This window comes from Rothia sp. P5766, from assembly GCF_048513555.1.
Taxonomy (GTDB): Bacteria; Actinomycetota; Actinomycetes; order Actinomycetales; family Micrococcaceae; genus Rothia.
This window is the reverse complement of sequence record NZ_JBLXXS010000004.1, coordinates 22,142-45,392: the sequence shown is the minus strand read 5'-3', so window position 1 is coordinate 45,392 and position 23,251 is coordinate 22,142. Positions and strand designations below refer to the sequence as shown.

18 protein-coding genes and 2 tRNA genes are annotated in these 23,251 nt (G+C 56.4%); 3 read left to right on the top strand and 17 right to left on the bottom strand.

Annotated features, from left to right (window positions below; translation table 11 throughout):
• Positions 1-2: 2 nt before the first annotated feature.
• From ACN08V_RS02990 to ACN08V_RS02960, 7 genes are all read right to left on the bottom strand, one after another.
• Positions 3-1,046, bottom strand: a complete 1,044-nt coding sequence (locus tag ACN08V_RS02990; protein WP_419104493.1) for an FKBP-type peptidyl-prolyl cis-trans isomerase — start codon at positions 1,044-1,046, stop codon at positions 3-5.
• A 101-nt stretch (positions 1,047-1,147) separates the two neighbouring features.
• Positions 1,148-2,581 carry a Pup--protein ligase gene (pafA, locus tag ACN08V_RS02985; protein ID WP_419104492.1) on the bottom strand — a complete coding sequence of 478 codons (1,434 nt, stop codon included), beginning with the start codon at positions 2,579-2,581 and terminating at the stop codon, positions 1,148-1,150.
• A 47-nt stretch (positions 2,582-2,628) separates the two neighbouring features.
• Positions 2,629-2,832 carry a ubiquitin-like protein Pup gene (locus ACN08V_RS02980; protein ID WP_419104491.1) on the bottom strand — a complete coding sequence of 68 codons (204 nt, stop codon included), beginning with the start codon at positions 2,830-2,832 and terminating at the stop codon, positions 2,629-2,631.
• A 24-nt stretch (positions 2,833-2,856) separates the two neighbouring features.
• Positions 2,857-4,437 (bottom strand): depupylase/deamidase Dop, encoded by a 1,581-nt coding sequence (dop, locus tag ACN08V_RS02975; protein WP_419104555.1) that lies wholly within the window; start codon positions 4,435-4,437, stop codon positions 2,857-2,859.
• Between the two features lie 30 nt (positions 4,438-4,467).
• Positions 4,468-6,147: a proteasome ATPase gene (gene arc, locus ACN08V_RS02970; RefSeq protein WP_419104490.1), complete on the bottom strand. Its 1,680-nt coding sequence runs from the start codon at positions 6,145-6,147 to the stop codon at positions 4,468-4,470.
• A 79-nt stretch (positions 6,148-6,226) separates the two neighbouring features.
• Complete coding sequence (locus ACN08V_RS02965; RefSeq protein WP_419099718.1) at positions 6,227-7,240, bottom strand: tRNA (adenine-N1)-methyltransferase; 1,014 nt, start codon at positions 7,238-7,240, stop codon at positions 6,227-6,229.
• A gap of 75 nt (positions 7,241-7,315) precedes the next feature.
• The gene (locus tag ACN08V_RS02960) at positions 7,316-8,449 is read right to left on the bottom strand and encodes a site-2 protease family protein (protein WP_419104489.1); all 1,134 of its coding nucleotides are present in this window, start codon (positions 8,447-8,449) and stop codon (positions 7,316-7,318) included.
• A gap of 101 nt (positions 8,450-8,550) precedes the next feature.
• Here ACN08V_RS02960 and ACN08V_RS02955 point away from each other — a divergent pair, with 101 nt between their 5' ends.
• Entirely contained in the window at positions 8,551-9,456 is a 906-nt protein-coding gene (locus ACN08V_RS02955) for a PAC2 family protein (RefSeq protein WP_419104488.1), read from the top strand.
• A gap of 112 nt (positions 9,457-9,568) precedes the next feature.
• Here ACN08V_RS02955 and mshC read toward each other — a convergent pair whose 3' ends face one another.
• The 4 genes from mshC to ACN08V_RS02935 form a co-directional block, all read right to left on the bottom strand.
• Entirely contained in the window at positions 9,569-10,867 is a 1,299-nt protein-coding gene (gene mshC, locus ACN08V_RS02950) for a cysteine--1-D-myo-inosityl 2-amino-2-deoxy-alpha-D-glucopyranoside ligase (RefSeq protein ID WP_419099721.1), read from the bottom strand.
• 135 nt (positions 10,868-11,002) lie between these two features.
• Positions 11,003-11,833, bottom strand: a complete 831-nt coding sequence (locus ACN08V_RS02945) for an undecaprenyl-diphosphate phosphatase (protein ID WP_419104487.1) — start codon at positions 11,831-11,833, stop codon at positions 11,003-11,005.
• Between the two features lie 96 nt (positions 11,834-11,929).
• Positions 11,930-12,205 carry a hypothetical protein gene (locus ACN08V_RS02940; RefSeq protein ID WP_419104486.1) on the bottom strand — a complete coding sequence of 92 codons (276 nt, stop codon included), beginning with the start codon at positions 12,203-12,205 and terminating at the stop codon, positions 11,930-11,932.
• A gap of 196 nt (positions 12,206-12,401) precedes the next feature.
• Positions 12,402-13,364, bottom strand: a complete 963-nt coding sequence (locus tag ACN08V_RS02935; RefSeq protein WP_419099724.1) for an L-lactate dehydrogenase — start codon at positions 13,362-13,364, stop codon at positions 12,402-12,404.
• A 346-nt stretch (positions 13,365-13,710) separates the two neighbouring features.
• On the opposite strand from ACN08V_RS02935, the gene ACN08V_RS02930 reads away from it, so the two are divergent.
• Positions 13,711-15,741, top strand: coding sequence for a DHA2 family efflux MFS transporter permease subunit (locus tag ACN08V_RS02930; RefSeq protein ID WP_419104554.1), 2,031 nt, complete (start codon positions 13,711-13,713; stop codon positions 15,739-15,741).
• Positions 15,742-15,855: 114 nt separating this feature from the next.
• On the opposite strand, the gene ACN08V_RS02925 is transcribed toward ACN08V_RS02930, so the two are convergent.
• From ACN08V_RS02925 to ACN08V_RS02900, 6 genes are all read right to left on the bottom strand, one after another.
• Entirely contained in the window at positions 15,856-17,376 is a 1,521-nt protein-coding gene (locus ACN08V_RS02925; RefSeq protein WP_419104485.1) for a protein adenylyltransferase SelO family protein, read from the bottom strand.
• Between the two features lie 116 nt (positions 17,377-17,492).
• Positions 17,493-17,578, bottom strand: a tRNA-Leu gene (locus tag ACN08V_RS02920).
• Between the two features lie 131 nt (positions 17,579-17,709).
• The gene (locus ACN08V_RS02915) at positions 17,710-18,273 is read right to left on the bottom strand and encodes a hypothetical protein (protein ID WP_419104484.1); all 564 of its coding nucleotides are present in this window, start codon (positions 18,271-18,273) and stop codon (positions 17,710-17,712) included.
• 122 nt (positions 18,274-18,395) lie between these two features.
• A complete protein-coding gene (locus ACN08V_RS02910; protein WP_419099727.1) occupies positions 18,396-18,845 on the bottom strand; it encodes a hypothetical protein in 450 nt (149 codons plus the stop codon).
• 69 nt (positions 18,846-18,914) lie between these two features.
• Positions 18,915-20,018, bottom strand: coding sequence for a hypothetical protein (locus ACN08V_RS02905; RefSeq protein WP_419104483.1), 1,104 nt, complete (start codon positions 20,016-20,018; stop codon positions 18,915-18,917).
• A gap of 258 nt (positions 20,019-20,276) precedes the next feature.
• Positions 20,277-20,362: transfer RNA gene (locus tag ACN08V_RS02900), tRNA-Leu, on the bottom strand.
• 180 nt (positions 20,363-20,542) lie between these two features.
• Here ACN08V_RS02900 and pepN point away from each other — a divergent pair.
• Complete coding sequence (gene pepN / locus ACN08V_RS02895; RefSeq protein WP_419104482.1) at positions 20,543-23,188, top strand: aminopeptidase N; 2,646 nt, start codon at positions 20,543-20,545, stop codon at positions 23,186-23,188.
• Positions 23,189-23,251 lie beyond the last annotated feature (63 nt).

Below are 23,251 nucleotides of genomic sequence, written 5' to 3'. Positions count from 1 at the left end.
TATTATTCGCTCGCTGAGGCTGAAGCTTCAGCAGATTCGGATTCAGTGCTTGTTGCTTCAGCGGACGCGGGAGCAGATTCAGCGGTAGCGGAGGGAGAAGCTTCTGCACGAGAAGGAGCGCTACCGACAATATCAACGACAAAGACCAGGGCACCTTCAGGGGCACCCGAGCTAGCGGCATCTTCACCGTATGCCAGCTCGCTCGGAATAATGAGAAGCACACGGGAGCCAACGGTCTTGCCAGCTAGACCCTTCTTCCAGCCCTCAATAACCTGTGAAAGAGAGAGACCAGCGGGAGTCTTGCCGTAGTTTCCATCAAACTCAGCGCCGTCAGACCAGGTCGCACCGACATAGTTGACGTAAACAGTATCGGTTTCGGTAATAGCCGGGCCGTTACCGGTGATTAAGTCCTCGGTATAGAGCTCGGTGGGTGCATCCCCGCGATCCTCAGCAAGCTTGAGGGTAGCAGTACCGTCATCGGTGAGCGAGAAAGATTCAAGCGCGGTTGACTTCTTCTCCTTAGCCTGACCTTCAGCGCTCTTCAGTAGCTTGCCTGAAACCGTGTAGACCTCAACGTTGGTTGCTGTACCGGGTGAGACAGTCGGTGTAGCCGAAGCTGTTGCGGTGGATGTAGCGTCGATGTTAGTGGTGTATGAGAAAGATACACCCACTTTGGAGTCAACCAGAATCTCGTAGAGCTCGGGAGCCGCTGTTTTCAGGCTTTCGCCGACAGGGATAATCATGGGATTGCTAGCGTAAGTGCTATCAAGGGCACTCGTATCTGCACCGTTAAAGACAGTGGCATCAACGAGCAGGGTGTCGCCGTCCTTAATGGTTTCACCCTCACCATCAGAAATCTTGTAGGCTTCAGCATCAGAAGCCGCAAAGGGGGTAGCAAAAGAGACTGATGGCTGAGCTGTTGCACCGTTCATGGAGTAGTTGACATCTGAGAGCTTCGAGCTGTTGCTTGAGCCAGTGCCGCAGGCCGACAGCGCCAAAGCGAGCGCGGCTGCACTTGAAAGGATGAGGGTTGACTTTTTCTTCACGGGGGTTCACTTTCTAGGGTCTGCCAAATATGACGGGATTCTTAACCGGGTTCATACTATCTGATAGACCTGGTTGAGTTCTGAAAAATTGCTAATATCCACTAAATAAACGGGGTCTGCCAGGTCTGTTTTTCCTTGTGCCCTAGAGAACTGAGCAGTTCATCTAGCTGGCTATTTTGAGTTTCAAACGGGTCTTTGCACATGATGGTGTGCTGGGGTCTGTTGTTGAGCTTCAGGTGAACCCAGTCAACGGTAAAGGGCTCCCCCGCGGCTCTGGCGGCGCTAATAAAGCGGCCACGAAGTGCAGCGCGTGTTGCTGGTGGGTTGACTGCCGCATGGGCTATGTCGGTTTGCTCGACCAAGTTCTTGATAAGGCCCTTACGGCTGAGCAACCCAAAGATGCCGCGCTCCGGGTCAATATCATGATAGGCAAGATCAAGCTGTTGAATCTTGGGGTCGTCATACCCCTGAGCGCCCCGCGCAATATAGGTGTCCAGAAGTTTTTTCTTGATGGCCCAGTCGATTTCAGTGTCGATGAGGGATGTGTCGCCTGTTTCAACCGCGTCAAGGGCCCGCCCCCAGAGGTCGAGTACATAGGGGACATCGGGGTGGTGGGGGCCTTTGTGCTCAATGTATTGGGTGGCCGCTTGGTGGTAGTGGCGTTGTAGGGTGAGTGCGTTGGCCTGGGTGCCGTTGGACAGATCGAAGATGGCGGTGCCGGTGAGGTCGTGGGAGATGACGCGCAGGGCGGTTGCGGTGTCTTTGATGTCGTAGGTATTCAGGGGGTAGTAGTCTTCGAGCATGCGCAGGACAAGCTCGGTGGCTCCGAGTTTGAGCAGGGTTGTTGCCTGTGACATGTTGGAGTCGCCGTTGATGACGTGCATGCGGCGGTAGAGAGAGGCATCGGCGTGGGGTTCATCGCGGGTGTTGATGATAGGGCGGGCTCGGGTGGTGGCGGTTGATGAGCCTTCCCAGATGTAGTCGGCCCGTTGGGAGAAGGAGTAGCTGGGGTGCCCTGGGGTTCCGAGGGTGCATCCGCCCCATTGGGGTGGGCCTTGGGGGTGGGTTTTGCCAGCGCCTACGATGATTTGGCGTGTGATGAGGAAGGGTATGAGCGATCGCATGAGCCGGGAGAATTCTACTTTGCGTTCGAGCATGTAGTTTTCGTGGGAGCCAAAGGAGTTGCCGGCCGAATCTACGTTGTTCTTGAAGAGAAAGATTTGGCCCTTGTAGCCCTCTGCTTCGAGATGGTCTTGTGCTTGGTTGACCAGGTCATTGAGCAGGTACTCCCCCGCTTTGTCTTGGGTAAGGGCGTCGCGGATTGAGGCGGTTTCTGCGGTGGCGTATTCGGGGTGGGAGCCTACGTCGAGGTAGAGTCGTCCCCCGTTGGGAAGAAAGACATTCGATGAGCGCCAGGTGTCGACCACGGGTTTGAAGAGCTTTCGGGCTGCTTCTTCGGGTGAGAGGGGGCCGAGCCCACGGGGTATGTAGCGGATACCGAATTCTGTTTCGATTCCGAATATTCTGCGTTCCATCTGTGTCCTTGCCGCTGGTTGAGGGGTGTGGGTGGGGCCTGGGGCTCTTATTGGCCGCCCTTTTGGACGAATCCTTTGACGAAGTCTTCTGCGTTTTCCTCGAGGACACCATCGATTTCGGCTAGGAGGTCATCGATTTCGGAGACAGCCTGGTGGTTGATGTCGGTTGTGGTGGTTGCCAGTTGGATTTCGTCGGTTCCCTGGCTGGTGGCCTGCTTCTGGTTCTGTGCTTGGCTTTGGATGCGTTCCATGGTGTTTTCCTTTGCTGGGGTTGGTTAGTTTTCGGTCTTGTTCAATAGAGCGAAGAGTTGGTCAGCGTGGGCAAGACCGAGGTGGGGTTCTACTGTTTCTGCGGTGAAGCCGGTGGGGTCGTCCATGTGCAGACGGTGCAGGTCAATTGAGAGCGGGTTGCGGGCTGAGAGGGTATCCCAGTTAGCTCCTAGGACTTCATCGGGCCAGGTGGTGATGAATTTGCCGCGAAGGTAGGCGCGAGTGTCACGAGGCGGTTCGTGGGCGGCGCGGGCAATCTCTTGTGGGGTGAAGAGGGTCTTCATGCGCCCCAGGGCTACCAGCTTGTGGTAGAGGCCTTTGGTGGTTCTGACATCGGAGTATTGCAGATCGATGGCTGCCAGTTTGGGGTCGGCCCAGGTATGTCCCTTGGCAATGTAGGAGCTCATGAGGGCGTATTTGGCAACCCAGTCCAGTCGGTCTGCCAGGGAGAGCAGATCATGTTCTAGTGCCTGGAGTGTGTCTGCCCAAAGATCCAGAATCTCTTGGGTTTCGGGATCGGGGTTGGCTTCGAGGTTTCGGGCGGCTTGGAGGTAGGCATCTTGAATCTCCAGGGCGGTCATTTCGCCGCCGCTAGCCAGTGCTAGGGGCTGTTTGAGGCTAAGATCATGGCTGACAGCGTGCATGGCTTGCACCGGGTCAGCCAGCTTAATGGCTGGGATCTGCTGAGCCTCTACCAGGTTGAGTACCAAGGACATGGTGCCAAACTTCAGCAGGTTTGAGTAGTGTGAGAGGTTAGCATCGCCGGTGATCACGTGGAGCCTGCGGTATTTACTGCTCTCCGCGTGCGGTTCGTCCCGAGTATTAACCAGAGGCCTGCGAACTGTGGTTTCTAAGCCAACGGTGCGTTCAAAGAAATCGGCGCGCTGTGAGATTTGGAAGCCGGCTCTCTCCGCTGCTATTCCCAGCCCTACGCGTCCAGCACCCACCATAATCTGGCGAGTGGCGAAGAAGGGCAGTAGGGCCGCTGTCAGGTACTCAAAATCTACTGAGCGCGGGAGCAGGTAGTTCTCGTGAGACCCGTAGGACTGCCCCTTGCCGTCAGTGTTGTTCTTATAGAGGTTAACAGCAGGCATGGCGCTCTGCTCCCCCTGAACCATACGCTCAATGGTTGCTACGCTCTGGGCTGCTATATGGTCCCCGGCGGCATCCCACAGAACCGCATGGCGCGGGTTGGTGACTTCGGGAGATGAGTACTCGGGGTGGGCATGATCTACGTAGAGGCGAGCGCCGTTGGGCAGTATGGAGTTCATGGTGACCGCGTCCCAGTCGATGCGTTCGGCAAAGTGACCCGCTTCGCTGAGTGCTTCGGCGGCGATGTCTTCGCTGGTCAGGATTTGAGCTGTGTCGGTGAGTTGGCTGGGGTGGGCCTTTTCGCGCGTAACGGTGAAGCCTCGGGCATCGGTGAGCGGGGTTTCTGAGCTGTATTCCCAGGTGCTGTTGAGCTCGGCCGTGAGCTTCTCTTTAAAGAGGGTGTCATAGGTGTTGACGACAAAGGCCGAGAGAACGGTGGGGTTAGCATGGGGCTTAGCTGGGGCATGGACCCCGTATTCGGTTTCGGCTCCCATGATGCGGCGAACGGTCACGGTATCCTCCTCTTATTCAGCTTCGACCGAGCGTGCTGGTGCTACTCGGAGGACGCGTAAACGGATGTTCAGGGTGGAGAGGACGTCTTCAATTTCTGCGGCCTGGGGTACTTCGACCTGGTCTTCGAACTCTGCGCGGACCGCTTCAAGCAGGTGCTCTGTGGTGATGCCGTCTGCGCCGGTGGAAAGGTAGGACTTAATGGCCAGTTTTTTGGCCTGGTCTACGATGTTGCGGATAACGGCACCGGAGAGGAAGTCGCCGCGGAAAAGCCAGCGGCTGACCCCGTTCTCTAGGTCGATGAGGATGTAGCGGTTGGCCGGATCGGTGGAGAAGAGCTGGCTAACCACGGTTTCAATCATGGTGCTAACGGCGGCTTCTTTTGAGCCGGCCCGGTCGATTTCGCTCTGACTAATGGGGAGTTGACCGGTGAGGTAGAGGCCAAAGATTTCGGCGGCTCCTGCCCGGTTGGGGCGGTTGACGCGGATTTTGACGTCCAGACGGCCAGGTCGTAGCACAGCCGGGTCGATCATGTCTTCACGGTTGGTTGCGCCGATGACAATGACGTTATCTAGGCGCTCAACGCCATCAATTTCGGAAAGCAGCTGGGGAACGATCGTGGTTTCTACATCCGAGGATCGTCCGGAGCCGCGAGTGCGGAAAAGGGATTCCATCTCGTCAAAGAAAACGACTACAGGGTGACCGGCGCGGGCCTTGTCGCGGGCGGCGGTGAAGATCTCGCGAATCTGGCGCTCGGTCTCCCCCACATACTTATCGAGAAGCTCTGGGCCCTTGATGTTGAGGAAGTAACCGGTCTTGCGGATGCCGTCGTCTGCTTTCTCTGCTGCGCGGGCTGCCAGTGAGTTGGCTACGGCCTTGGCTATGAGCGTCTTGCCGTTACCCGGAGGGCCGTAGAGCAGGATTCCCTTGGGCGGGGTCAGCTCGTACTGGCGATAGATTTCGGGGTGTAGGAAGGGCAGCTCAACGGCATCACGAATGAGGTCAATCTGTGAACTGAGGCCACCGATCTGGTCATAGGTGATATCGGGGACTTCTTCAAGGACTAATTCTTGGGCATCGGTATGCGGAACCAGGGAGGTAATCATCTGGATCCGCGAATCGTAGGTGACGGTATCGCCCAGCCTCAGGTCAGCGGGGTTCAGTGCGCCCGAGATTCGGGCGACAGCCTTTGACTGGTTGGGCATATCAATGACCGCATGAGTGTCATCGAGGAGCTCTCGAACCACGACCAGCTCCCCGTAGCCTTCAAAGCCCAGGCAGAGGACAGCTTGACTGTGCTCATTGAGCAAGACCGTCATGCCGGGTTTAAGTGTAGAGAGGGGAAGAAGCGGAGAACAGGTAATGCGCACCAGACGCCCACCTAAGAATACGTCCAGGTGCTCTTCTATCTCAGCGGGGGTCTTACCCTTAGCCAAGTCCTGGTAGGTCGTGCTGGCACCGTGTACTGCTAGAACAATAGCCGAGTTCAGCGGCGGCGCTACCTCCTGAGAAAGCGCTAAGCGCAAGTGCTCAATCTCGTTTTTAGTTTTAGTGAGTGCGGTGACCAGCTTTTGGTTTCTCTCACCAGCAGCACGGAGCTGGCGGTCAAGGTTCCGGCGGTTATCGTTGGCTATATTGAGTTGCCTCAAAATACGTTCGTAGTCGGTTGCCGAAACATTCATCTGTTCACTCATCACTGATCATCTCTTCTGTTGCCCGTCCCCTGGTGCCCTCAGTAGATGCCCGCGGGCACCGGGGAGATTCACGGCTTTTCTACTCTGTTTCTTGAGCGTGCTGGCTAGCTGATGTTGCCTTTTCGGCCAGACTCAAGGCGTCACGGCCCGCCCGGCGGAGCTTACGGTCCGATACCTTGCGCTCACCCAGGGCAGCCGGGGTCCAGGCATTCATATCCTCTTCGGAAAAGTCGGTCTTAGAGGCGCGGCGCTTGGGTGCCAGACGCTCTGCACCGTCTGCCAGACGGCGGGCGGTAATCAGGAAGCCGGTGTGAGCTACCATGCGGTGATCGGGGCGTACAGCTAGGCCCTCAACATGCCAGCCGCGCACCATGGTCTCGTGTGACTCGGGTTCGGTGAACCGGCCATCAGCGCGCAGGGCTTCTGCCACGCGGGAGAGCTGGGTAACGGTTGCTACATAGCAGATAATAACGCCGCCGGGTGCCAGTGCCTGGGCAACAGCGTCCAGGCATTCCCAGGGTGCCAGCATATCCAAAACAGCCCGGTCAACGCTGCCGGGTTCTTCGACATCGCCCAGGGCCTCAGCCAGGTCGCCCAGGGTTAGGGTCCAGGCAGGGTGGGCACCGCCAAAGAAGGTCTCGATGTTACCGCGAGCGATATCAGCGAACTCTTCACGCCGCTCAAAGGAACGCAGGTGCCCCTGATCGCCCACAGCACGCAAGAGGGCAATTGAGAGTGCCCCAGAACCCACACCCGCTTCAATGACGCGAGCGCCGGGGAAGATATCGGCCATTGCAACGATTTGCCCTGCATCCTTGGGGTATACAACAGCTGCCCCGCGCGGCATGGAGAGAACAAAGTCCTTGTAGAGGGGGCGCAGGGCCTGGAACTTAAAGCCTTCGGAGTTCTCAATCACGGTACCCTCAGGGTGGCCAATCAGTTCACTGTGTTGGAAGAAGCCACGGTGGGAGTGGTACTGGCCCCCTTCGGTGAGGGTAATGGTGGTCATGCGTCCGCGTTCGTCGGTGAGTTGTACGCGCTCGCCAGGTCGGAAGGGACCGCGACGGTTAATGCTACCGGTGGGGGTGCTCATAAGGTCAGAAATCTCTTTCGTTAAAGTGTTTTTTCCATTGTCTCAGATAAAGCACCGGTGAGCACACCTGCCGTCTCAGGGTGAGGGCGGTGTGATGCTGCTGAGCGCTCCGGCTATGTCCTGGGCGGTTACGGTTCCGGCGGGGCCAGCGGTGCCTGTCACTAGCCAGATTCTGTCGAGGGCGTTCTCGGCGGGCGGTTCTGTGTAGCTGGCAAAGCCCTGGTACTCGTCTATGATATCGGTGGGCCCTGAGCTTAGGGTGAGATGCCGTCTTTGCAGGGGCTGGGCAATAGCGGCTAGGGGCTGGTAGGCCAGGCTCTGGTAGGAGGCTCTTAGGGTACTTGCTGGTACCACTGCGCGAAATTCGGGTTTTCCTTGGCCCTGGCTGATAAGAACGATGTCGCTCCGGCCGTCCCAGCCTTGTGCGGCAAGACCGATAAGTTCACTGTCAAATTCACAGCTAGCAGGTCCTATGAGTTGCTGAACGTGCAGAGGGTGGCCTGTATCGGAGTTCATTCCAAGTTTCTGAACAGCTGGTAGGAGCCCGGCCCCGATATATACGATAAGGAGCGCCCCAACGATTAAGGTGATGGGGCTCTGCCAAAAACCGGTCATCAGGAGAAAACCAATCAACAGTGCTAGGAGCAGAAAGCCGGTGTAGGTGACCAAGGCGTGAGCCTTTGAGCGGCTCCGCAGCACCAGGAAGATCAAAGCTTCAACCGCATACCCGCCGTCTAAAGGAAAGGTAGGTAAGAGGTTGAAAAGCCCTATGGCTAGGTTGACCTGCACAGCCAGGTGGAAGCCGTAAAACTCAGCGGTGCCAGTAAGTGCCCAGATGATCTGGCAGGCTAAAGCGACCACAAAATTCATTAGCGGCCCAGCTAAGGCCACCCACAGAGCGGTTGAAGCAGACATAGTGTGCAGGAGGGTCTGCCCGCCCCACATATTGAGCGTGATAGAAGAGACTCGGGCCTTGCGTGCTCTGCCGACCGTCGCGTGTGCAAGTTCATGTAAGAAGACACCCAGTGCAAGAGTGATAGCGACAACGGCCGCTGCCAAATACCCCTGAAAGGTGCTCAAGCTCTGCCAAGAGGCAAGCCGCATACCGTAGCCGGCAATAACGAGCCCCATCAGTGGAAACCATGACCTTTGCAGGTATATGGGCGCACCGGCGAAGCGGCCAATCATGAGCCCGGGTGTTTTCCTCATGCTTTCGCTCCTGCTTCCTAGGGTCACATCAAGACAGGGTTATCCTCAAGCTAGTGTATTACCCAACCAGCGCCCGGCACATATCGGGTAGAATACGGGGAGTGTTTACTCAGCCGCTACCTCACCATCTCTTGACCCACTACGCCCAGAAAGCCGGCAAACAAGGCCAGGTGCCACCTACCCTCCTGCTGGTGGCCTTTGAGGGCTGGAACGATGCCGGTGAAGCCGCCAGTCAGGCAGTCCAGCTGGTGGCAAAACACTACCAGGCCAAGCCTTTTGCTGGTTTTGAAAGCGAGTCTTTCTACTCCTACACAGAGAGCAGACCCCACCTGGTACCCGAAGCTCAGGGCCAAGCCACGGGGATTAGCTGGCCCCAAACGCGTTTTGTCGAAGCGTGGAGCACCAAGGGCACACGGATTCTAATCATCACCGGTCAAGAACCCTCCCTCTCCTGGAAGAACTACTGCCAGTACCTACTGGAACTCATAGACCGGGAAAAAGTTGATCTGGTCATCTTCTGCGGTGCCCTGCTCGATGAGGTTCCGCACACCCAACCAGCACCTGTAGGCATCACAAGTTTTAGCCCCACCATGCTGGTGCACCCGGGCGTTGCCCCCAGCACCTATACCGGGCCTACCGGCATCATAGGGGTTCTGGCGCATGCCGCTGGTGCACGCGACATTCCGGCGCTCTCGCTCTGGGCATCTCTGCCCCACTATCTGGCGCATCCGCCCCACCCCAAGGCAACCTTTTCCCTGCTCAGCGTCATCGAAGCCATCACGGGCCTGCCCATGCCGCTTGAAAAACTAGCAGATGAAATTATGGCCTGGGAACGGGGTGCCAAAGAGCTACTTGAAGACGAACCTGAGCTCCTAGCCTATGTCCAGCAACTGGAATCAACTTACGAAAGAGCAGACAGCATCGGGGATATCAGCAAGGTCGATATCGCCGCTGAATTTGAGCAGTACCTCAAAGAGCAGGATAGTGAGGGCGGCTCTCCCTCCTAGTTACTCATGGCTAGGGGCCCGCTCCAGGGGACTTCTGGTAAAAGAGACCGGTGGCGGCTCCCGCTCAGTAGCAGAACCGCCACCTGTCTAAGGGGTGCAGGGAATACTGGCCTTAGGCTCCCAGGAGCACACCCAACCGAGCAGACAAAAGATCGGCTACCAGCTGGCCACCCCTACCACCGTGTTCCACAACTGACAGTGCCCACTGGTCAATCGCAACCAAAGCGGCTGGAGCATTCAGATCATCGGCAAGCGCATCACGAACAGACGCTAAGAGAGCTAAGGCCGCTTCATCAGCCTCTCCTTCGGCGCTCGCAAGAGCTGAACGGTAGAGCTCCAAACGTCCCTTAGCCTTATCTAGCAGGTCATCGTGCCAGAACCAGTCGGTACGGTAGTGGTTATCCATGATGGCAAGACGGATTGCAGCCGGCTCAACCCCAGCCTGGCGCAGCTTAGATACCAAAACAAGATTACCCAGGGACTTACTCATTTTTTCGCCGTCTAGGCCCACCATTCCAGTGTGCATGTAGTGCCGGGCCATAGGCTGGCCGGTCAGGGCGTACGAATGGCTGGCACCCAAATCATGATGCGGGAAGATGAGGTCAGACCCACCGCCCTGCACCGAGAAGGGCGCCCCCAGATGGCTACCCGAAATAACGCTACATTCAATGTGCCAACCTGGGCGGCCAGCGCCCAGTCCCTCAGCAGGCCAGGACGGTTCACCAGCTCGCGCTACCCGCCACAGAAGCGGATCTAAGGCCTTGCGCTTACCGGGGCGGAGCGGGTCGCCACCACGCTGACTAAAAATAGTTAGCATCTCTTCGGGAGTGTAGTGGGCTATCTGGCCCAGTTTCCAGCCATGCTTACTCCCCTCACCCAGCTTCTGGGCCGCATCAAGGTCAAAGTAGATATCGCCCTCAGGCTGCTGGTTACCCTGCTCATCGGTAAAACCGGGCAGGCGATAGGCCAGGCCGCTTTCTAATAGCTCTAGCACCGCCTGAGCAACAGCAGGAATAGAGTCCACTACGCTCACATAGTTATCGGGCGCGATAACATTCAGGGCAACCATATCGGTGCGGAACAACTCGATCTGTTCCTCAGCGAGTTCCTGCCAGTCAACACCCGTTGCCGCGGCACGCTCTAAGAGAGGGTCATCTACATCGGTAACATTCTGCGCAAACTTTACCGGCACCCCGGCATCGCGCCAGGCCCGATTCAGCAAGTCAAAAGCTACATAGGTAGCCGCATGCCCCATGTGCGTAGCATCGTAGGGTGTGATACCGCAGACATAAAGTCCGGCCTGCTCTTGGCGCTCCAGGGTTGCGCGCGCCCCCAGAGCCGTATCAAAAATGGTAGGAAGGGGTGCCTGCCCCGGCAGGGACGGGATAGGGGGTTGTTCCCAAGCTCGCATGAATACCTCACGTTTGGTGGACTTTCTTGGCTCAGCCCCAGCCTATTTGGCCAGGTGCCCGAGTCTAAAACTCTCTAGATAAAACAATACCCGCCCGGTTTATATTTCCGGGCGGGCTGTGCAGTCCAACTAAGTTTAGGCGACGAGGATGCCTGTCCCCAGAAGGATGTAAAGTACTATGCCCAGCGCAATGCGGTACCAGATAAAGATGCTGTAGCTCTTATGCGAAACGTACTTGAGGAACCAGCCGATGATCAGGTAACCCACTACAAAAGCAACCAGAGTCGCCACGACGGTTGAGCCTAGACCGTAGTAGCCGTTGAAGCCCTCAGAGAGGCTACCGGCGAGCTTGTACAAGCCCGATGCGAATACTGCGGGAACCGCCAATAAGAATGAGTAACGAGCGGCGGCTTCGCGGGTATAACCCATCAGCAAACCTGCCATGATAGTGCCACCTGAGCGGGATACGCCGGGGACTAAGGCCAGTGCCTGCGCGAAGCCGTAAATCACGCCGTGCTTGATATTCAGGTCGGTCAGATCGCGCTGTTCCTTACCAATTCGGTCAGCAATTGCCAGGAAAAGGGCAAAGACAATCAGCATGGTTGCTGTAATCCAAAGACTACGGAAGGTTGAATCGATGGCATCTTCAAGAAGCAGGCCAAGGATGCTGATCGGCAGCGAGCCAATAATAATGAACCAGCCCATACGAGCATCGGGGTCCTTCTTATCAACTCGACCGATCAGAGAACCAAACCAATTTTTGATGATCCGAACAATGTCCTTCCAAAAGAACACCAGAACTGCTGTTTCGGTACCCAGCTGGGTAATAGCCGTAAAAGCGGCTCCAGGGTCCTCACCGTTGGGCAGGAACTGCCCAATGATGCGAATGTGCCCCGAAGACGAAATTGGCAAAAACTCTGTTAGACCCTGGACTAGACCCAGGATGACTGCTTGTATCCATTCCACAGCTAGAACTTTACGCGAGTCAAAACAAAAGCACAGCACCGCTCGCGGTGCTGTGCTTGGAATAACAGGCTACAAAATCTTCTCTAGCCCCTAAGGTTACTCGGCCTGATCAGAATCTTCTGCGTCGTCAGCCTCAAATTCGTAATCGAATTCATCGGTGTCATCGTCTTCATCCAGGAAAACTTCCAGAGGAGTGACCTCTTCATAAGCGTCAAAAAGAGCCTCTTCGTAACGCTCAAAGGCATTGGCAATGGCAACGTAGGCGTTGTCTACAGCCGCATCGTGTTCACCTCGGCTGTTAACGATTGCGTTGAGGTGCTCTTCAAGAGCGGATATCAGATAAGCCAGTTCGGCACGAGGATTTGTACTCATACAGTAGACGTTACAGCCTTTCTCCCAAAGTGGGAAATACCCGTCAGGAAAATTTTGGCTAAACCACCTTTCCGCTTCCCCCAGAAGTCCACCCCGTCTTAGGGGGTATAGGTTGGGGCCCGGTTCTGTCTACCGGGCCCCTATCGGCGCTCCTTAGGCCTCTTCCCTTGCGAGAGTGGCGATGACTCGGCCTTGATTAGAAACCTAGAGTAGCCAATGATGCGTTGATTGCGTTGGCTGAAGCGCGCAGACGCTCAATCTCCTCATCGGTCATAGGGACATCGAGTACACGCTTGACACCATCGCGAGAAACGACTGAAGGCAGCGAGAGGGCAGCTTCGCCTTCGATGCCGTAGCGGCCACGGATCTGGGTAGCAACGTTCAGAACGGCGTCCTGGCCCTGCAGGATAGCCTCTGCGATACGGGTTGCTGAGATGCCGATAGCATAGTTGGTGGAACCTTTGCCTTCAATGACCTTGTAGGCTGCGCGCATAGCCTCTTCAGCAAGTTCAGCCTTAACCTGGTCGGTAAAGACCTTTTCGCCGGCTTCGTTGGTCCATTCGTTGAGAGGAACCATACCAATGTTGGCAGCTGACCATACGGGGAACTCGGAGTCGCCGTGCTCGCCCACGATGTTTGCGTGGACGGAGCGGATGGAAACGCCAGCCTTCTGGGCAATGAGCCAGCGCAGGCGGGAAGAGTCAAGAACGGTACCCGATGCGAAGCAACGCTCGCTGGGCAGGCCGGTAATCTTCTGGGCGACAACGGCCAGAACGTCACAGGGGTTGGTGACGATCATGAGGATTGCGTTGGGTGCTACTGCCATAACCTGGGGCAGCATTGCCTTGAAGATGTTGACGTTTGCTTCTGCCAGTTCCAGGCGAGGCTGGCCGGGCTTCTGGCGAGCGCCTGCGGTGACGATAATCAGGTCAGCATCGCGCAGGATTTCAATATCGCCGCTACCTGCAACCTCAGCTTCGTGGGCGAACATGGTGCCGTGAGCAATATCCAGGCCTTCAGCAACAGCACGGTCGGCGGCAATATCGTAGATCACGATTTCATCGGCTGCGCCGCGGAGGGTTGCTGCGTATGCGGTTGCTGAGCCAACGCCGCCTGCGCCGATAACGCCGAGCTTGGTGTGCTTCTTTTCCAGGGCCATGGTATTAGGTTCCTTTCACAGAATCCGTGGTGGATGTTTTCTGGTGGCAGTTCAATTATGCCACGATTCGATGTGTTTTAGTGTGGTTTTACCTGTAGTTTGTGTGGGGTTTACCCGGCCCAGCCCCCTAAAAAACCAACAAAAACAAATATGTGCATCCTGACCTTTTGTTGAAGCTCACATGCTCTAGTGAGCTAGGGAATGTGTGGGAAAGAACATGAACTTTTAGAAGTTTTTGCAGAACTGCAAACTAGAATAAATCTGAGCAAATATCCCATGCACCGAAAGACCAACAGTGACATCACCAGATAAGAAAGTGTCGCCCAGCACGGGTGAAAAACCTATCATGACCCACCGGCAAATCATGCTGGTTATTCTCGGGCTCATGGCGGGCATGTTCCTCTCATCACTCGATCAGACCATCGTCTCAACAGCGATCCGCACCATCGGCGATGACCTACACGGGCTAGAACAGCAGGCCTGGGTAACCACCGCCTACATGATTACCTCCACCATCACCACCCCTATCTACGGCAAGCTCTCCGATGTCTTCGGCCGCCGCCCCCTCTACCTCTTGGGCATCCTGGTCTTCATTCTGGGCTCCTTACTCTCTAGCTTCTCGACCAGCATGATGATGCTTGCCCTCTTCCGTGCCTTCCAGGGTATTGGTGCGGGCGCGCTGATGTCCCTACCCATGGCGATTATGGGCGACATGCTAGCTCCCCGCGAACGGGCAAAGTATCAGGGCTACTTTTTGGCGGTCTTCGGTATCTCATCGGTACTCGGGCCCCTCATCGGTGGGATGTTCGCCGGTGCCCCCGAAATTTTCTGGGTTACTGGCTGGCGCTGGGTCTTCCTCATCAACGTACCTGTCGGCCTTGTTGCTCTAGCCATGGTCTGGAAGTTCCTGCATCTGCCCGCTATCGCTGATAAGAGCAAAGCTCCCCGCGTTGACTGGTGGGGCGCAACCAGCGTCATTGTTGCCCTACTGCCCCTGCTCCTGGTGGCTGAGCAGGGCCGTGAGTGGGGCTGGACCTCAGCCTCTGCAATTACCTGCTACCTTATTTCTGCTGTGGGTCTAGTAGCCTTCCTTAGCATTGAAGCTAAGATGGGCCAGGATGCCATTATCCCGCTAGCGCTCTTTAAGTCCGGTGCTTTCTCGATGTCTGCGATTCTGGGCTTCCTCGTAGGCTTTGGCATGTTCGGTGCCATGATGACCATCCCCCTCTACCTACAGATTGTTGTGGGCCTCACTCCCACTGAGTCCGGTTTTGCAACCCTGCCTATGATGGGTGGCATCATGATAGCCTCCATTGTTTCTGGCCGTATGGTTGCCCGTACCGGGAAATACCGCATCTTCCCGATTCTGGGTACAGCGCTCATGACCCTTGCCTACTTCTATCTGACCTTTATGACGGTTGACCGCCCCCTCTGGTTCCTGATGATCGGTATGTTCATCATGGGTCTTGGCTTGGGCCAGCTCATGCAGTCACTCACCCTCGCCGCCCAGAACGCTGTGGCACCGACCTACATGGGGGTTGCCTCATCAGGGTCCACCTTCTTCCGCCAGATTGGTGGCACAATGGGCACCGCCGTTCTGCTCTCTGTTCTCTTCTCTGCGATGTCCGCCAACATTGTTAAAGCTATGGGTAACGACGATGACCTGCGCGCAGGGCTCGATGCCGCGCTGACACCGGCAGTTGCTCAGGCACTTGAAAATCAGGGCGTCATGGATCAGATCTGGAACAAGATTCTTACTCCTGCGCAAGCGGGTATCGCCACGCAACTCCAGCAGGCAGCCGAGAGCGCCAAATCAACCGCAGATACTCAGGTCAAGGAGCAGGTCACCCAGGCTGTTCAGAAGCAGGTAGAGGCTGGCCTTCTTGCGGCAGACCAGGCTCAGACAGTCATCGATGCCCAGATTGAGCAGGCTAGCCCGCAGGCAGAGACTGCCGCACTGGAACAGGTTGCCAGCCAACTCCATGCCACCGCCGATAAGGGAACTCTAACCGTTAACTGGTCCGACCAGGCCCAGCGCACCTACTGGGTAGATCAGCTAGTGCCGCAGATAGCTCAGAAAATCGAAGAAAACTCCGGGGAAACTCAGGGCGCTGAAGTGTCAACCTCCGATACCTCGTATCTGAACGGCGCAGATGCCCGCCTGACCCGCCCCTTCATGGAGGGTTTCACCGCCTCAGCGGTCTCGGTCTACTGGGTGGGCTTCTTCGTTACGGTATTGGCTTTTATTCTTGCTCTCTTCTTTAGGGTGCCCCCGCTACGCACTAGCTCCGGTCTACAGGAAAGCGCGCGCGTGAAGCAGGCTGATAAGCAGTTAGCCACTGCCCAAGAAACTGAGCAGAGTAAAGAATCTGTCTAGCGCGCTTGTGGTGTGGGTATATTCCCGCCGCAACCGCTAGTCCCAGCAAGGGGCTGATGACCTGTGTAGGGTCATCGGCCCTTTCTCTTACCCTCACTACCCGGTGTAGGGGTTCTAGGTCCCGCAGAAGCTGACAAAGAAACGTGACTGGGCGGGTGCTGTCTGTAAAAATTTGGCCCCCTCTTGAGGGGTGAAAGGCCTGCTGATGATGTCAATGAGGCCCAGTACCGGCTCTAGGTTTCCTCGCTCCACCTGACGCAGGGCAGTCTCCAGGGCAAGGTTGCGAGGAATGTAGAGGGGATTTGCCCGCTTCATCAACTGCTCTGCGCGCTCAGGGGTGGTCTGCGTCAGCTCTTGCAGGTGCTGTTGTTCTGCCAGCCAGTCGGCCTGTTCCTGCCCTTTGAGCAGGCAGCTGCCTCCGGTGAGAGAACTGAAAAAGCCGGTGAAATCGAGGGACTGTTCTTCGAGTAAGTTCAGCGTCCGGTCAATAAAGGCAGCCACCTGTGCCCGGTGTTCTACGGGTGTTGATGAAAGGTCACAGCCGATTTTCTGCGCAAACAAACTAACCTGCCGGTCGCGGATAGTCTCTTCAAACTCGGCCAGGACCTCTGTTGCCAGGTGAATAGCCCGGTTGGGGTTCTCACCGTCGATGAGGTCAAGCAGGGTTTCAGCAAAGCGCGCAAGGTTCCACAGGGTGACAGCGGGTTGCTGGTCGTAGGCGTAGCGCCCGTTCTGGTCAATTGAGCTGTACACGGCACCGCGTCTAAAGGTGTCAATGAGGGCGCAGGGCCCGAAGTCTATGGCCTGACCGGAGATAGTCACGTTATCGGTGTTCAGTACCCCGTGCACGAAGCCCAGTGCCTGCCATTGAGCCACCAGCTCGGCCTGTCTCTGTGCTACCGCGCGCAGGAGGGCCAGGGCCTCTTGACCGCTGGTTGCTGGGAGTTCTACCTCCGGGTAGTGGCGGTGTAGGGCGTAGCTGACTAGCTCCCGGCGGGTGTCCGTATCTGCCCGGTACTGGGCGTACTGGAAGGTCCCCACCCGTATGTGGCTGTTAGCCACACGCACCCCGATGCCGGCAGGCTCAGGTTGGGGCGAACGCCGTCTGATGCGTTGCCCGGTTTCGATAATGGCCAGGACCCTGCTGGTCGGCACGTTCATTGCGTGCAGGAATTCCCCGATGACCGCTTCGCGCCAGATTGCTGACAGCGGTGCCTTGCCGTCTGAGCCGGGGCGCGAAAAGGGCGTCCTGCCGCTGCCCTTGAGGTGCAGGTCTAGGCGGTGAGCTCTGGCCCCAGGAGTATCACCAGCTTTTGGGCTGGGGGTTAGTTCCCCGGTCAGGTGGGCCCGGCCGTCCCCTAAGACGGGTGAGAGCTGGCCGAACTGGTAGCCGGAGTAGGCAAGGGCGTAGGGGCTTTTGCTTGCCCCGCCGGTGAGCCGGGTGAGTCCTTGGGCGCTGGCGAGGCGCTCGCTGTCTAGTCCGAGTTCGCGGGCCAGGCTGTGGTTGACCCAGGCTACTTTTGACCCTGCGGGTATCTCTGGCTGCGCGGGGTGGGCCAGGGATGGGAAGGCCTGGACGTAGGTGTGTTCGAGCTTGGGTAGATGGGATGACGGGGTGGGGCTGGTGGCTGTCATGTTCCCAGTCTATCGGCCCTCTACGGTTGGGGGTTGGTGCCGGGTTCGGCCTTGGTCTGGGTGGTTGGGTGGGCATAGAAAAATCCCCGGCTCTCAAAGAACCGGGGATTGCTCTGTGCGCGAGGGGGGACTTGAACCCCCACCCTCTAATACGAGGACTAGCACCTCAAGCTAGCGCGTCTGCCTATTCCGCCACCCGCGCAAGGTGTCTTTGCTGAGCCTTTGGGCTGAGCTGGCAACGAGTAATAACTATACGCAGAAGAATCAAGGTCTGCAAGTTTTCAGCCCCGAAAAGCGGGTGACGTGCCACACCCTAGAAATGTATTCGTGCACCTAAACTGCCCCAAGGCCCTGTACACACAAACCCCACACATAGTGAATCAACATATTCAATGACAAAGAATCCTCAGCTTGCAACACCAATCTATTCCGCGCCCCCTCAGCCTCAGCGACCCCCTTGAGCCGCCATAATGCACCGTGGCGATAGAAAATATTCACGTCCCCAGGCAGGGCACTACTGCTAACTCTCCACCCTCGGGAGTCAATAGAAAACACCGGAGCAGCCAAATCTTCTGCATCAGCACTCACAAGAGCATCATCAGGCACAGCAACCACCGGCATGTCCACCCACGCCAACACATGTTGCAAGGCATTCTCAGCAGTAGTACGCGAGAGAATACACTCACCACTAGCAACACCCTGAGCATTAATAATTCGCGCCCACACGACACATTCTGCTCTGCCAAAGAACACATGAATCGCATTCTCTTCAAGAGCATGAACCTGTCTAACTACCAGCTGTTGGACAGGATCACTGACAATACCGACAAGGCGCTGCCCAGCTACAGTTAGTCCACCCTCGGGAGCCATAATCCCAGCGTCCTTTAAAGACCCCATGACGCTTGCCGCCAGAGGAGCTTGAGGCTCTCTACCAGAACCGCTCTGCCTCAAATAGCTTATTGTCTGAGCAGGAAGTTTCAATGTCTGTTCAAAATCAGTATTAGCTAACAACATAGTTCTTATTTCTCATAGAACGAGTATTGGTAAAGACGCGCTGCAGGCGAAAAAGATTCGATCAGGTGGTGGCTCAGGGCAAGCCCAGTGTCAAGTAAAGCAAGAGGCGCTGTCACCGTGATCACGGTGGCTACCCCTTGGTTGATGGTGTATAACTGAAAACTAGCAACCACAGAATCTTTACCACTCATAGTGTGTACGGCCAACACCACTGTTTCAGACTCAGTTGCGTAAGTGCGTTGCCCCAAAAATACTACAGTGTGCGGCGCATAGGCTTGCTCAAGAGCCTCGATTTGACATGAAACGTACGTTTCTAGTTCTTGTAGCTGATCCGGTGGGCTTTCCACCGTCACCACAATGTTCAGGCCCTTGAGGTGTTCTTCGGTGGCGTGCGCAATCATTACCGCATATTCATGCGGGGCAAAATCGACCTCCCAGTTCCCGGGCAGATTCATGCTCACCCCGCTAGTGGGTTCTATATATAGATTCATCCTATTTTTTGCTCCTACTCGACATCAGAAACCTCATCTAGTCCCCACCGACGAAAAATACTCCCCCTGCCCCCGCACCGACACCACAGAACCCTCCACCACAGACCCCTCACCCACAAAACTCCTACGAACCACCTGCAACGACGACAAAGGCAACAACCTCCTCCGATCCAAAGCCCTCACCAAACCACCAGAACGCACCTTCACCCGAGTCCACCACCCCACCTCAGAAACAAACACAAAACACTCACCACCCACCGGCTCACCAATCACCACCTCCAAAGCACCAGAATCCAACACCCGCAACCGCACATCACCAGAACACACATTCGCAAAAGACGCCACCCACGAATGCCTACGCACATAATCCTCCCCCGGCACCTGCACCGCAGTCAGACGATGATAATCCACAAAAAGCTCCACCACACGCGAACGCGTCTGCTCCAAATTCGGCTCCTGCGGAAAATACATCGACTTACGATAAACCAAATCCTCCTGACCCAAATACTGGGCAGGAACCTCACCAGTAAAGGTAAAAGGACCCCTTATCGTCCCCCGCAACACAAAACGATGAGTCGGATTCGAAGGAATCTGCTGCTGATACAACCTGAAACTAGTATGCGTATTCGTAAAAGCAGCAATCTCTGTAACATAAGGCTGATTCGTAGTACGCAGGTTAGTAATGGGCTCCTCAGCAGGGGCCGTCTTGGTCGGGATACGGTAGCTACGAGCAGCATGAATATGATGCTTATCTTTCTGCCGGTACCAGGCATAAAGAGTGTGCTGGGTTTCTCGCCACCAGCGGGGACGGTAGCCGATGAAAGGAGCCGGAGAAAAGAAAGTTCCCGCCCAGGTAAGGGTTAACCACGCCATAGAGCCGATTCCTAGCAAACCAATTGCCAAAGCAATCACATTTTTATTCCCCCAGTGCTCTATCATGAGGGAGGAAATTAATGTCCCAAGAAAAAAGAGCCCAGAACCCCCTAAAATAAAAAGGTAGAGGTCCATCCAGAAAGGGTCTTGTGTGAGGGCGTAGGAGCGGTTTTTACCTGCTCCCAGTAAAGCCCACCCTCCAAGGCCGATAACGGTTAAAACTATCCACAAGAGATAGGCAGGAGTTACGTCAAAAAGATTCATCTGATATGTTCACCCTTTTAGTCCGTTATAGATATTCCCGAATAAATTGGCCATTCCATCATCAAATCCAACTTTCTTAGCGGCTTCCTCACCGGCCCAACCGCCAACAACACCACCAACGGCCGTGCCCAACCCAGGCACCACAGAACACACCATACCCACCCCCAGAGCATCTCCTCTTCACAGCCGCACAAAAAACCCGGGCTCAAGAGAAAACTCTCGAACCCGGGCTCATAGTCTTAGAACAAAGACTCTTTGTGCGCGAGGGGGGACTTGAACCCCCACCCTCTAATACGAGGACTAGCACCTCAAGCTAGCGCGTCTGCCTATTCCGCCACCCGCGCAAGGTGACTTCCTGGCCTGCTGGGGCCAGAAAAGCAACAAAAAACAAGATACACCGTTTGGTCGGCGAACTGCAAATCGGCTCCCCAAAAACAGTGACCCCGCACGGCTACCGCTTCACTCTAAGGACAGCCTGCCCTAGGTATTAGACCTCCGGTAGCCCGCGACCTACCATAGGTGATGTGAAGAACGAAAACTTAAGCCAGCAAGAAGCCGCCACCCGCGCCGACCTGATCACTGTTGATACCTACGACATCCACATCGACCTGACCCACGCAGCGGCAGGTTTTGAGACCTTCCCGGTTGCTACCACCGTCCGTTTCACCGCTGCTGCCGGCCAATCAACCTTCATCGACTACATTCACCAGGCGGTAGATTCCGTCAAGCTCAACGGTAAAACCCTCCCCCTGGACGACGTAGTCCAAGGTTCCCGCATTACACTACCCAACCTTGAAAAAGAGAACACCCTCACCATCAAGGGCCGCTCCTACTACAGCCGCTCGGGTGAAGGCCTCCACCGCTACACCGACCCGGCCGATAACCGCACCTATCTCTACACCCAGTACGAACCGGCAGACTGTCGCAGAGTCTTCCCCTGCTTTGAACAGCCCGACCTCAAAGCAGTCTTCAACTTCCGTGTAACAGCACCCAAAACCTGGGTTGTCTCCTCCAACGCAGAACTAGATAGGGAACTAGAAGACCCCTCAGACTCAACCATCAGCAAACGAGTGTTCAAGCCGACTGCCAGGATTTCCACCTACATCACCGCAATCCTTGCCGGCGAGTATTTTGTCGCCCGTGATACCTACTCCCCCAAGTCCTCGGTCAACTCTGGCAAGATCCCTCTGGTCGCCTACTGCCGCCAGTCCCTGGCAGAACACTTTGACCACGACAACATCTTCGCGGTCACCAAGCAGGGCCTTAACTTCTTCCAAGAGCTCTTCGATTACCCCTACCCCTACCCCAAGTACGAGCAGGCCTTTGTGCCCGAATACAACCTGGGTGCCATGGAAAACCCCGGGCTGGTGACCTTTACCGAAAACTACATTTTTGTCTCCGGTGCCGACCAGTCCCAGCTAGAGAGCAGGGCCAACGTCATCTGCCACGAGATGAGCCACATGTGGTTTGGTGACCTGGTCACCATGAAGTGGTGGAAGGACCTCTGGCTCAAAGAATCATTCGCTGACTTTATGGGCCACCTGGGCGCGGCAGAAGCCAACGGCTACAAAGAATCATGGGTCACCTTCGCCAATTCACGCAAGGCCTGGGCCTACCGGCAGGACCAGCTACCAACCACCCACCCCATCGTGGCAGAGATACCCCACCTCGAAGCGGCCCGCCAAAACTTTGACGGTATCACCTACGCCAAGGGCGCATCGGCTCTCAAACAGCTCGTAGCCTACGTCGGCTTTGATGAGTTTATTGCCGCCGCCCGTCTCTACTTCAAGCGTCATGCGTGGGGTAACACCACCCTGGACGACTTCCTGGCGGCACTCGATGAGGTCTCCGACCGCGATGTACGATCCTGGGCCGATGCCTGGCTGCTGACCAGCGGGCTATCCGAGCTTTCCTGCCGTCTGGTACGCGATGAACAGGGCAACCCAGCTACGCTTACAGTTCAGCAGGCTCTACCGCCCCAGGTGCCCGCATCTATCGGTCGCCCCCACAGGCTCCAGCTTGCAACACTGGCTCTCGCCCATGGGCGGCTTACCCAGACTGCCAGCATCCCCCTTGAGATGCCCGCAGGAACAGAAGAAGCACAGGTAAAACTTTCAGCCGACGAGCTTGCCCAGGTAGCCGATGCCGCCGTGCTGCTTCTCAACGCGGAAGACCTCACCTACGCCAAGGTCGCTCTGACCGAGCAGACCGGACTGTCCACTGCTCTTAGACACGTTTCTACCCTTGAGGACCCACTTAGCCGTGGCCTGCTCTGGGGCAGCTTCTGGAACATGACCAGAGACAGCAAGCTCGAGGCCAACCGCTTCGTCACCGCTGTCTGCCAGGCTCTCCCCCAGGAAAAGTCTGCAACGCTCCTCTCCAATATTGTGGCTCAGGCTCAATCAGCTATCTCCCTTTACACACCGCAGGATCAGCGGAGCCTACTATGGGACGCCCTCTTCCGGGCCCTGCTCTCAGCCCTTGAAACAGCGACCCCCGGGAGCGATGAACAGCTCATCATGGTTCGTACCGCTCTCAGTCTTACAAGCCACACGAGGCTGGGCTCCGACTTTGCACGCGATGTTGCCCGGGGTGCCTACGGCCCGGTAGATGGACATATCCCCCAGGCCCCCGGTGTGCGCTACAACCAGACTCTGGGCTGGAAGGCACTAAACGCGCTTGCTGTGAACCAGCAGGTGACGGAGCAGGAGCTGGACCAGGCCCGTAGCTACTGCCCCTCAGCCACCGCCGAACGTGGTTACGCTTTTGCCCTGGCAGCGTTGCCCACTGCAGAAGCCAAGGCAAAGGCTTGGCAAGCTGTCACCGGCAACCCCGATCTTTCTAACGACCTTCTCTCTGCTACAGCCGCAGGTTTCCAGCAGGGCCCAGAAAGCCTGCGCACAGAATACCGTTCCCCTTATTTTGAGCTTCTGGCTCAGACCTGGAGTGAACGTTCTGGCGGAATGGCAACCCGGATTATTCGTGGGCTTTACCCCGCGGTGGAACTTGCTGAGGGAAGGTTAGATAACCACCCGGTTATCACCGCCACCAAGGACTGGCTATCTCAGAACCAAGACGCGCCAACAGCACTGGTGCGCCTCATCCGAGAACTACTCGATGATGCCCAACGCATTTTAGCGGCCCAGGAATTCAACACAGCGAGCAGCTAAAAAGTCTTGCGAGAGTTGCCTCACTCCAGCCGCGTTCAAGGCTGAGAATATCGAAAGAAAGCC

Bases quoted from the DNA above. Each gene is read 5' to 3' on its own strand.
- pafA (WP_419104492.1), bottom strand. From the start codon at position 2,581: ATGGAACGCAGAATATTCGGAATCGAAACAGAATTCGGTATCCGCTAC.
- ACN08V_RS02980 (WP_419104491.1), bottom strand. From the start codon at position 2,832: ATGGAACGCATCCAAAGCCAAGCACAGAACCAGAAGCAGGCCACCAGC.
- dop (WP_419104555.1), bottom strand. From the start codon at position 4,437: ATGGGAGCCGAAACCGAATACGGGGTCCATGCCCCAGCTAAGCCCCAT.
- arc (WP_419104490.1), bottom strand. From the start codon at position 6,147: ATGAGTGAACAGATGAATGTTTCGGCAACCGACTACGAACGTATTTTG.
- ACN08V_RS02965 (WP_419099718.1), bottom strand. From the start codon at position 7,240: ATGAGCACCCCCACCGGTAGCATTAACCGTCGCGGTCCCTTCCGACCT.
- ACN08V_RS02960 (WP_419104489.1), bottom strand. From the start codon at position 8,449: ATGAGGAAAACACCCGGGCTCATGATTGGCCGCTTCGCCGGTGCGCCC.
- mshC (WP_419099721.1), bottom strand. From the start codon at position 10,867: ATGCGAGCTTGGGAACAACCCCCTATCCCGTCCCTGCCGGGGCAGGCA.
- ACN08V_RS02940 (WP_419104486.1), bottom strand. From the start codon at position 12,205: ATGAGTACAAATCCTCGTGCCGAACTGGCTTATCTGATATCCGCTCTT.
- ACN08V_RS02935 (WP_419099724.1), bottom strand. From the start codon at position 13,364: ATGGCCCTGGAAAAGAAGCACACCAAGCTCGGCGTTATCGGCGCAGGC.
- ACN08V_RS02930 (WP_419104554.1), top strand. From the start codon at position 13,711: ATGACCCACCGGCAAATCATGCTGGTTATTCTCGGGCTCATGGCGGGC.
- ACN08V_RS02925 (WP_419104485.1), bottom strand. From the start codon at position 17,376: ATGACAGCCACCAGCCCCACCCCGTCATCCCATCTACCCAAGCTCGAA.
- ACN08V_RS02915 (WP_419104484.1), bottom strand. From the start codon at position 18,273: ATGGGGTCTTTAAAGGACGCTGGGATTATGGCTCCCGAGGGTGGACTA.
- ACN08V_RS02910 (WP_419099727.1), bottom strand. From the start codon at position 18,845: ATGAATCTGCCCGGGAACTGGGAGGTCGATTTTGCCCCGCATGAATAT.
- ACN08V_RS02905 (WP_419104483.1), bottom strand. From the start codon at position 20,018: ATGAATCTTTTTGACGTAACTCCTGCCTATCTCTTGTGGATAGTTTTA.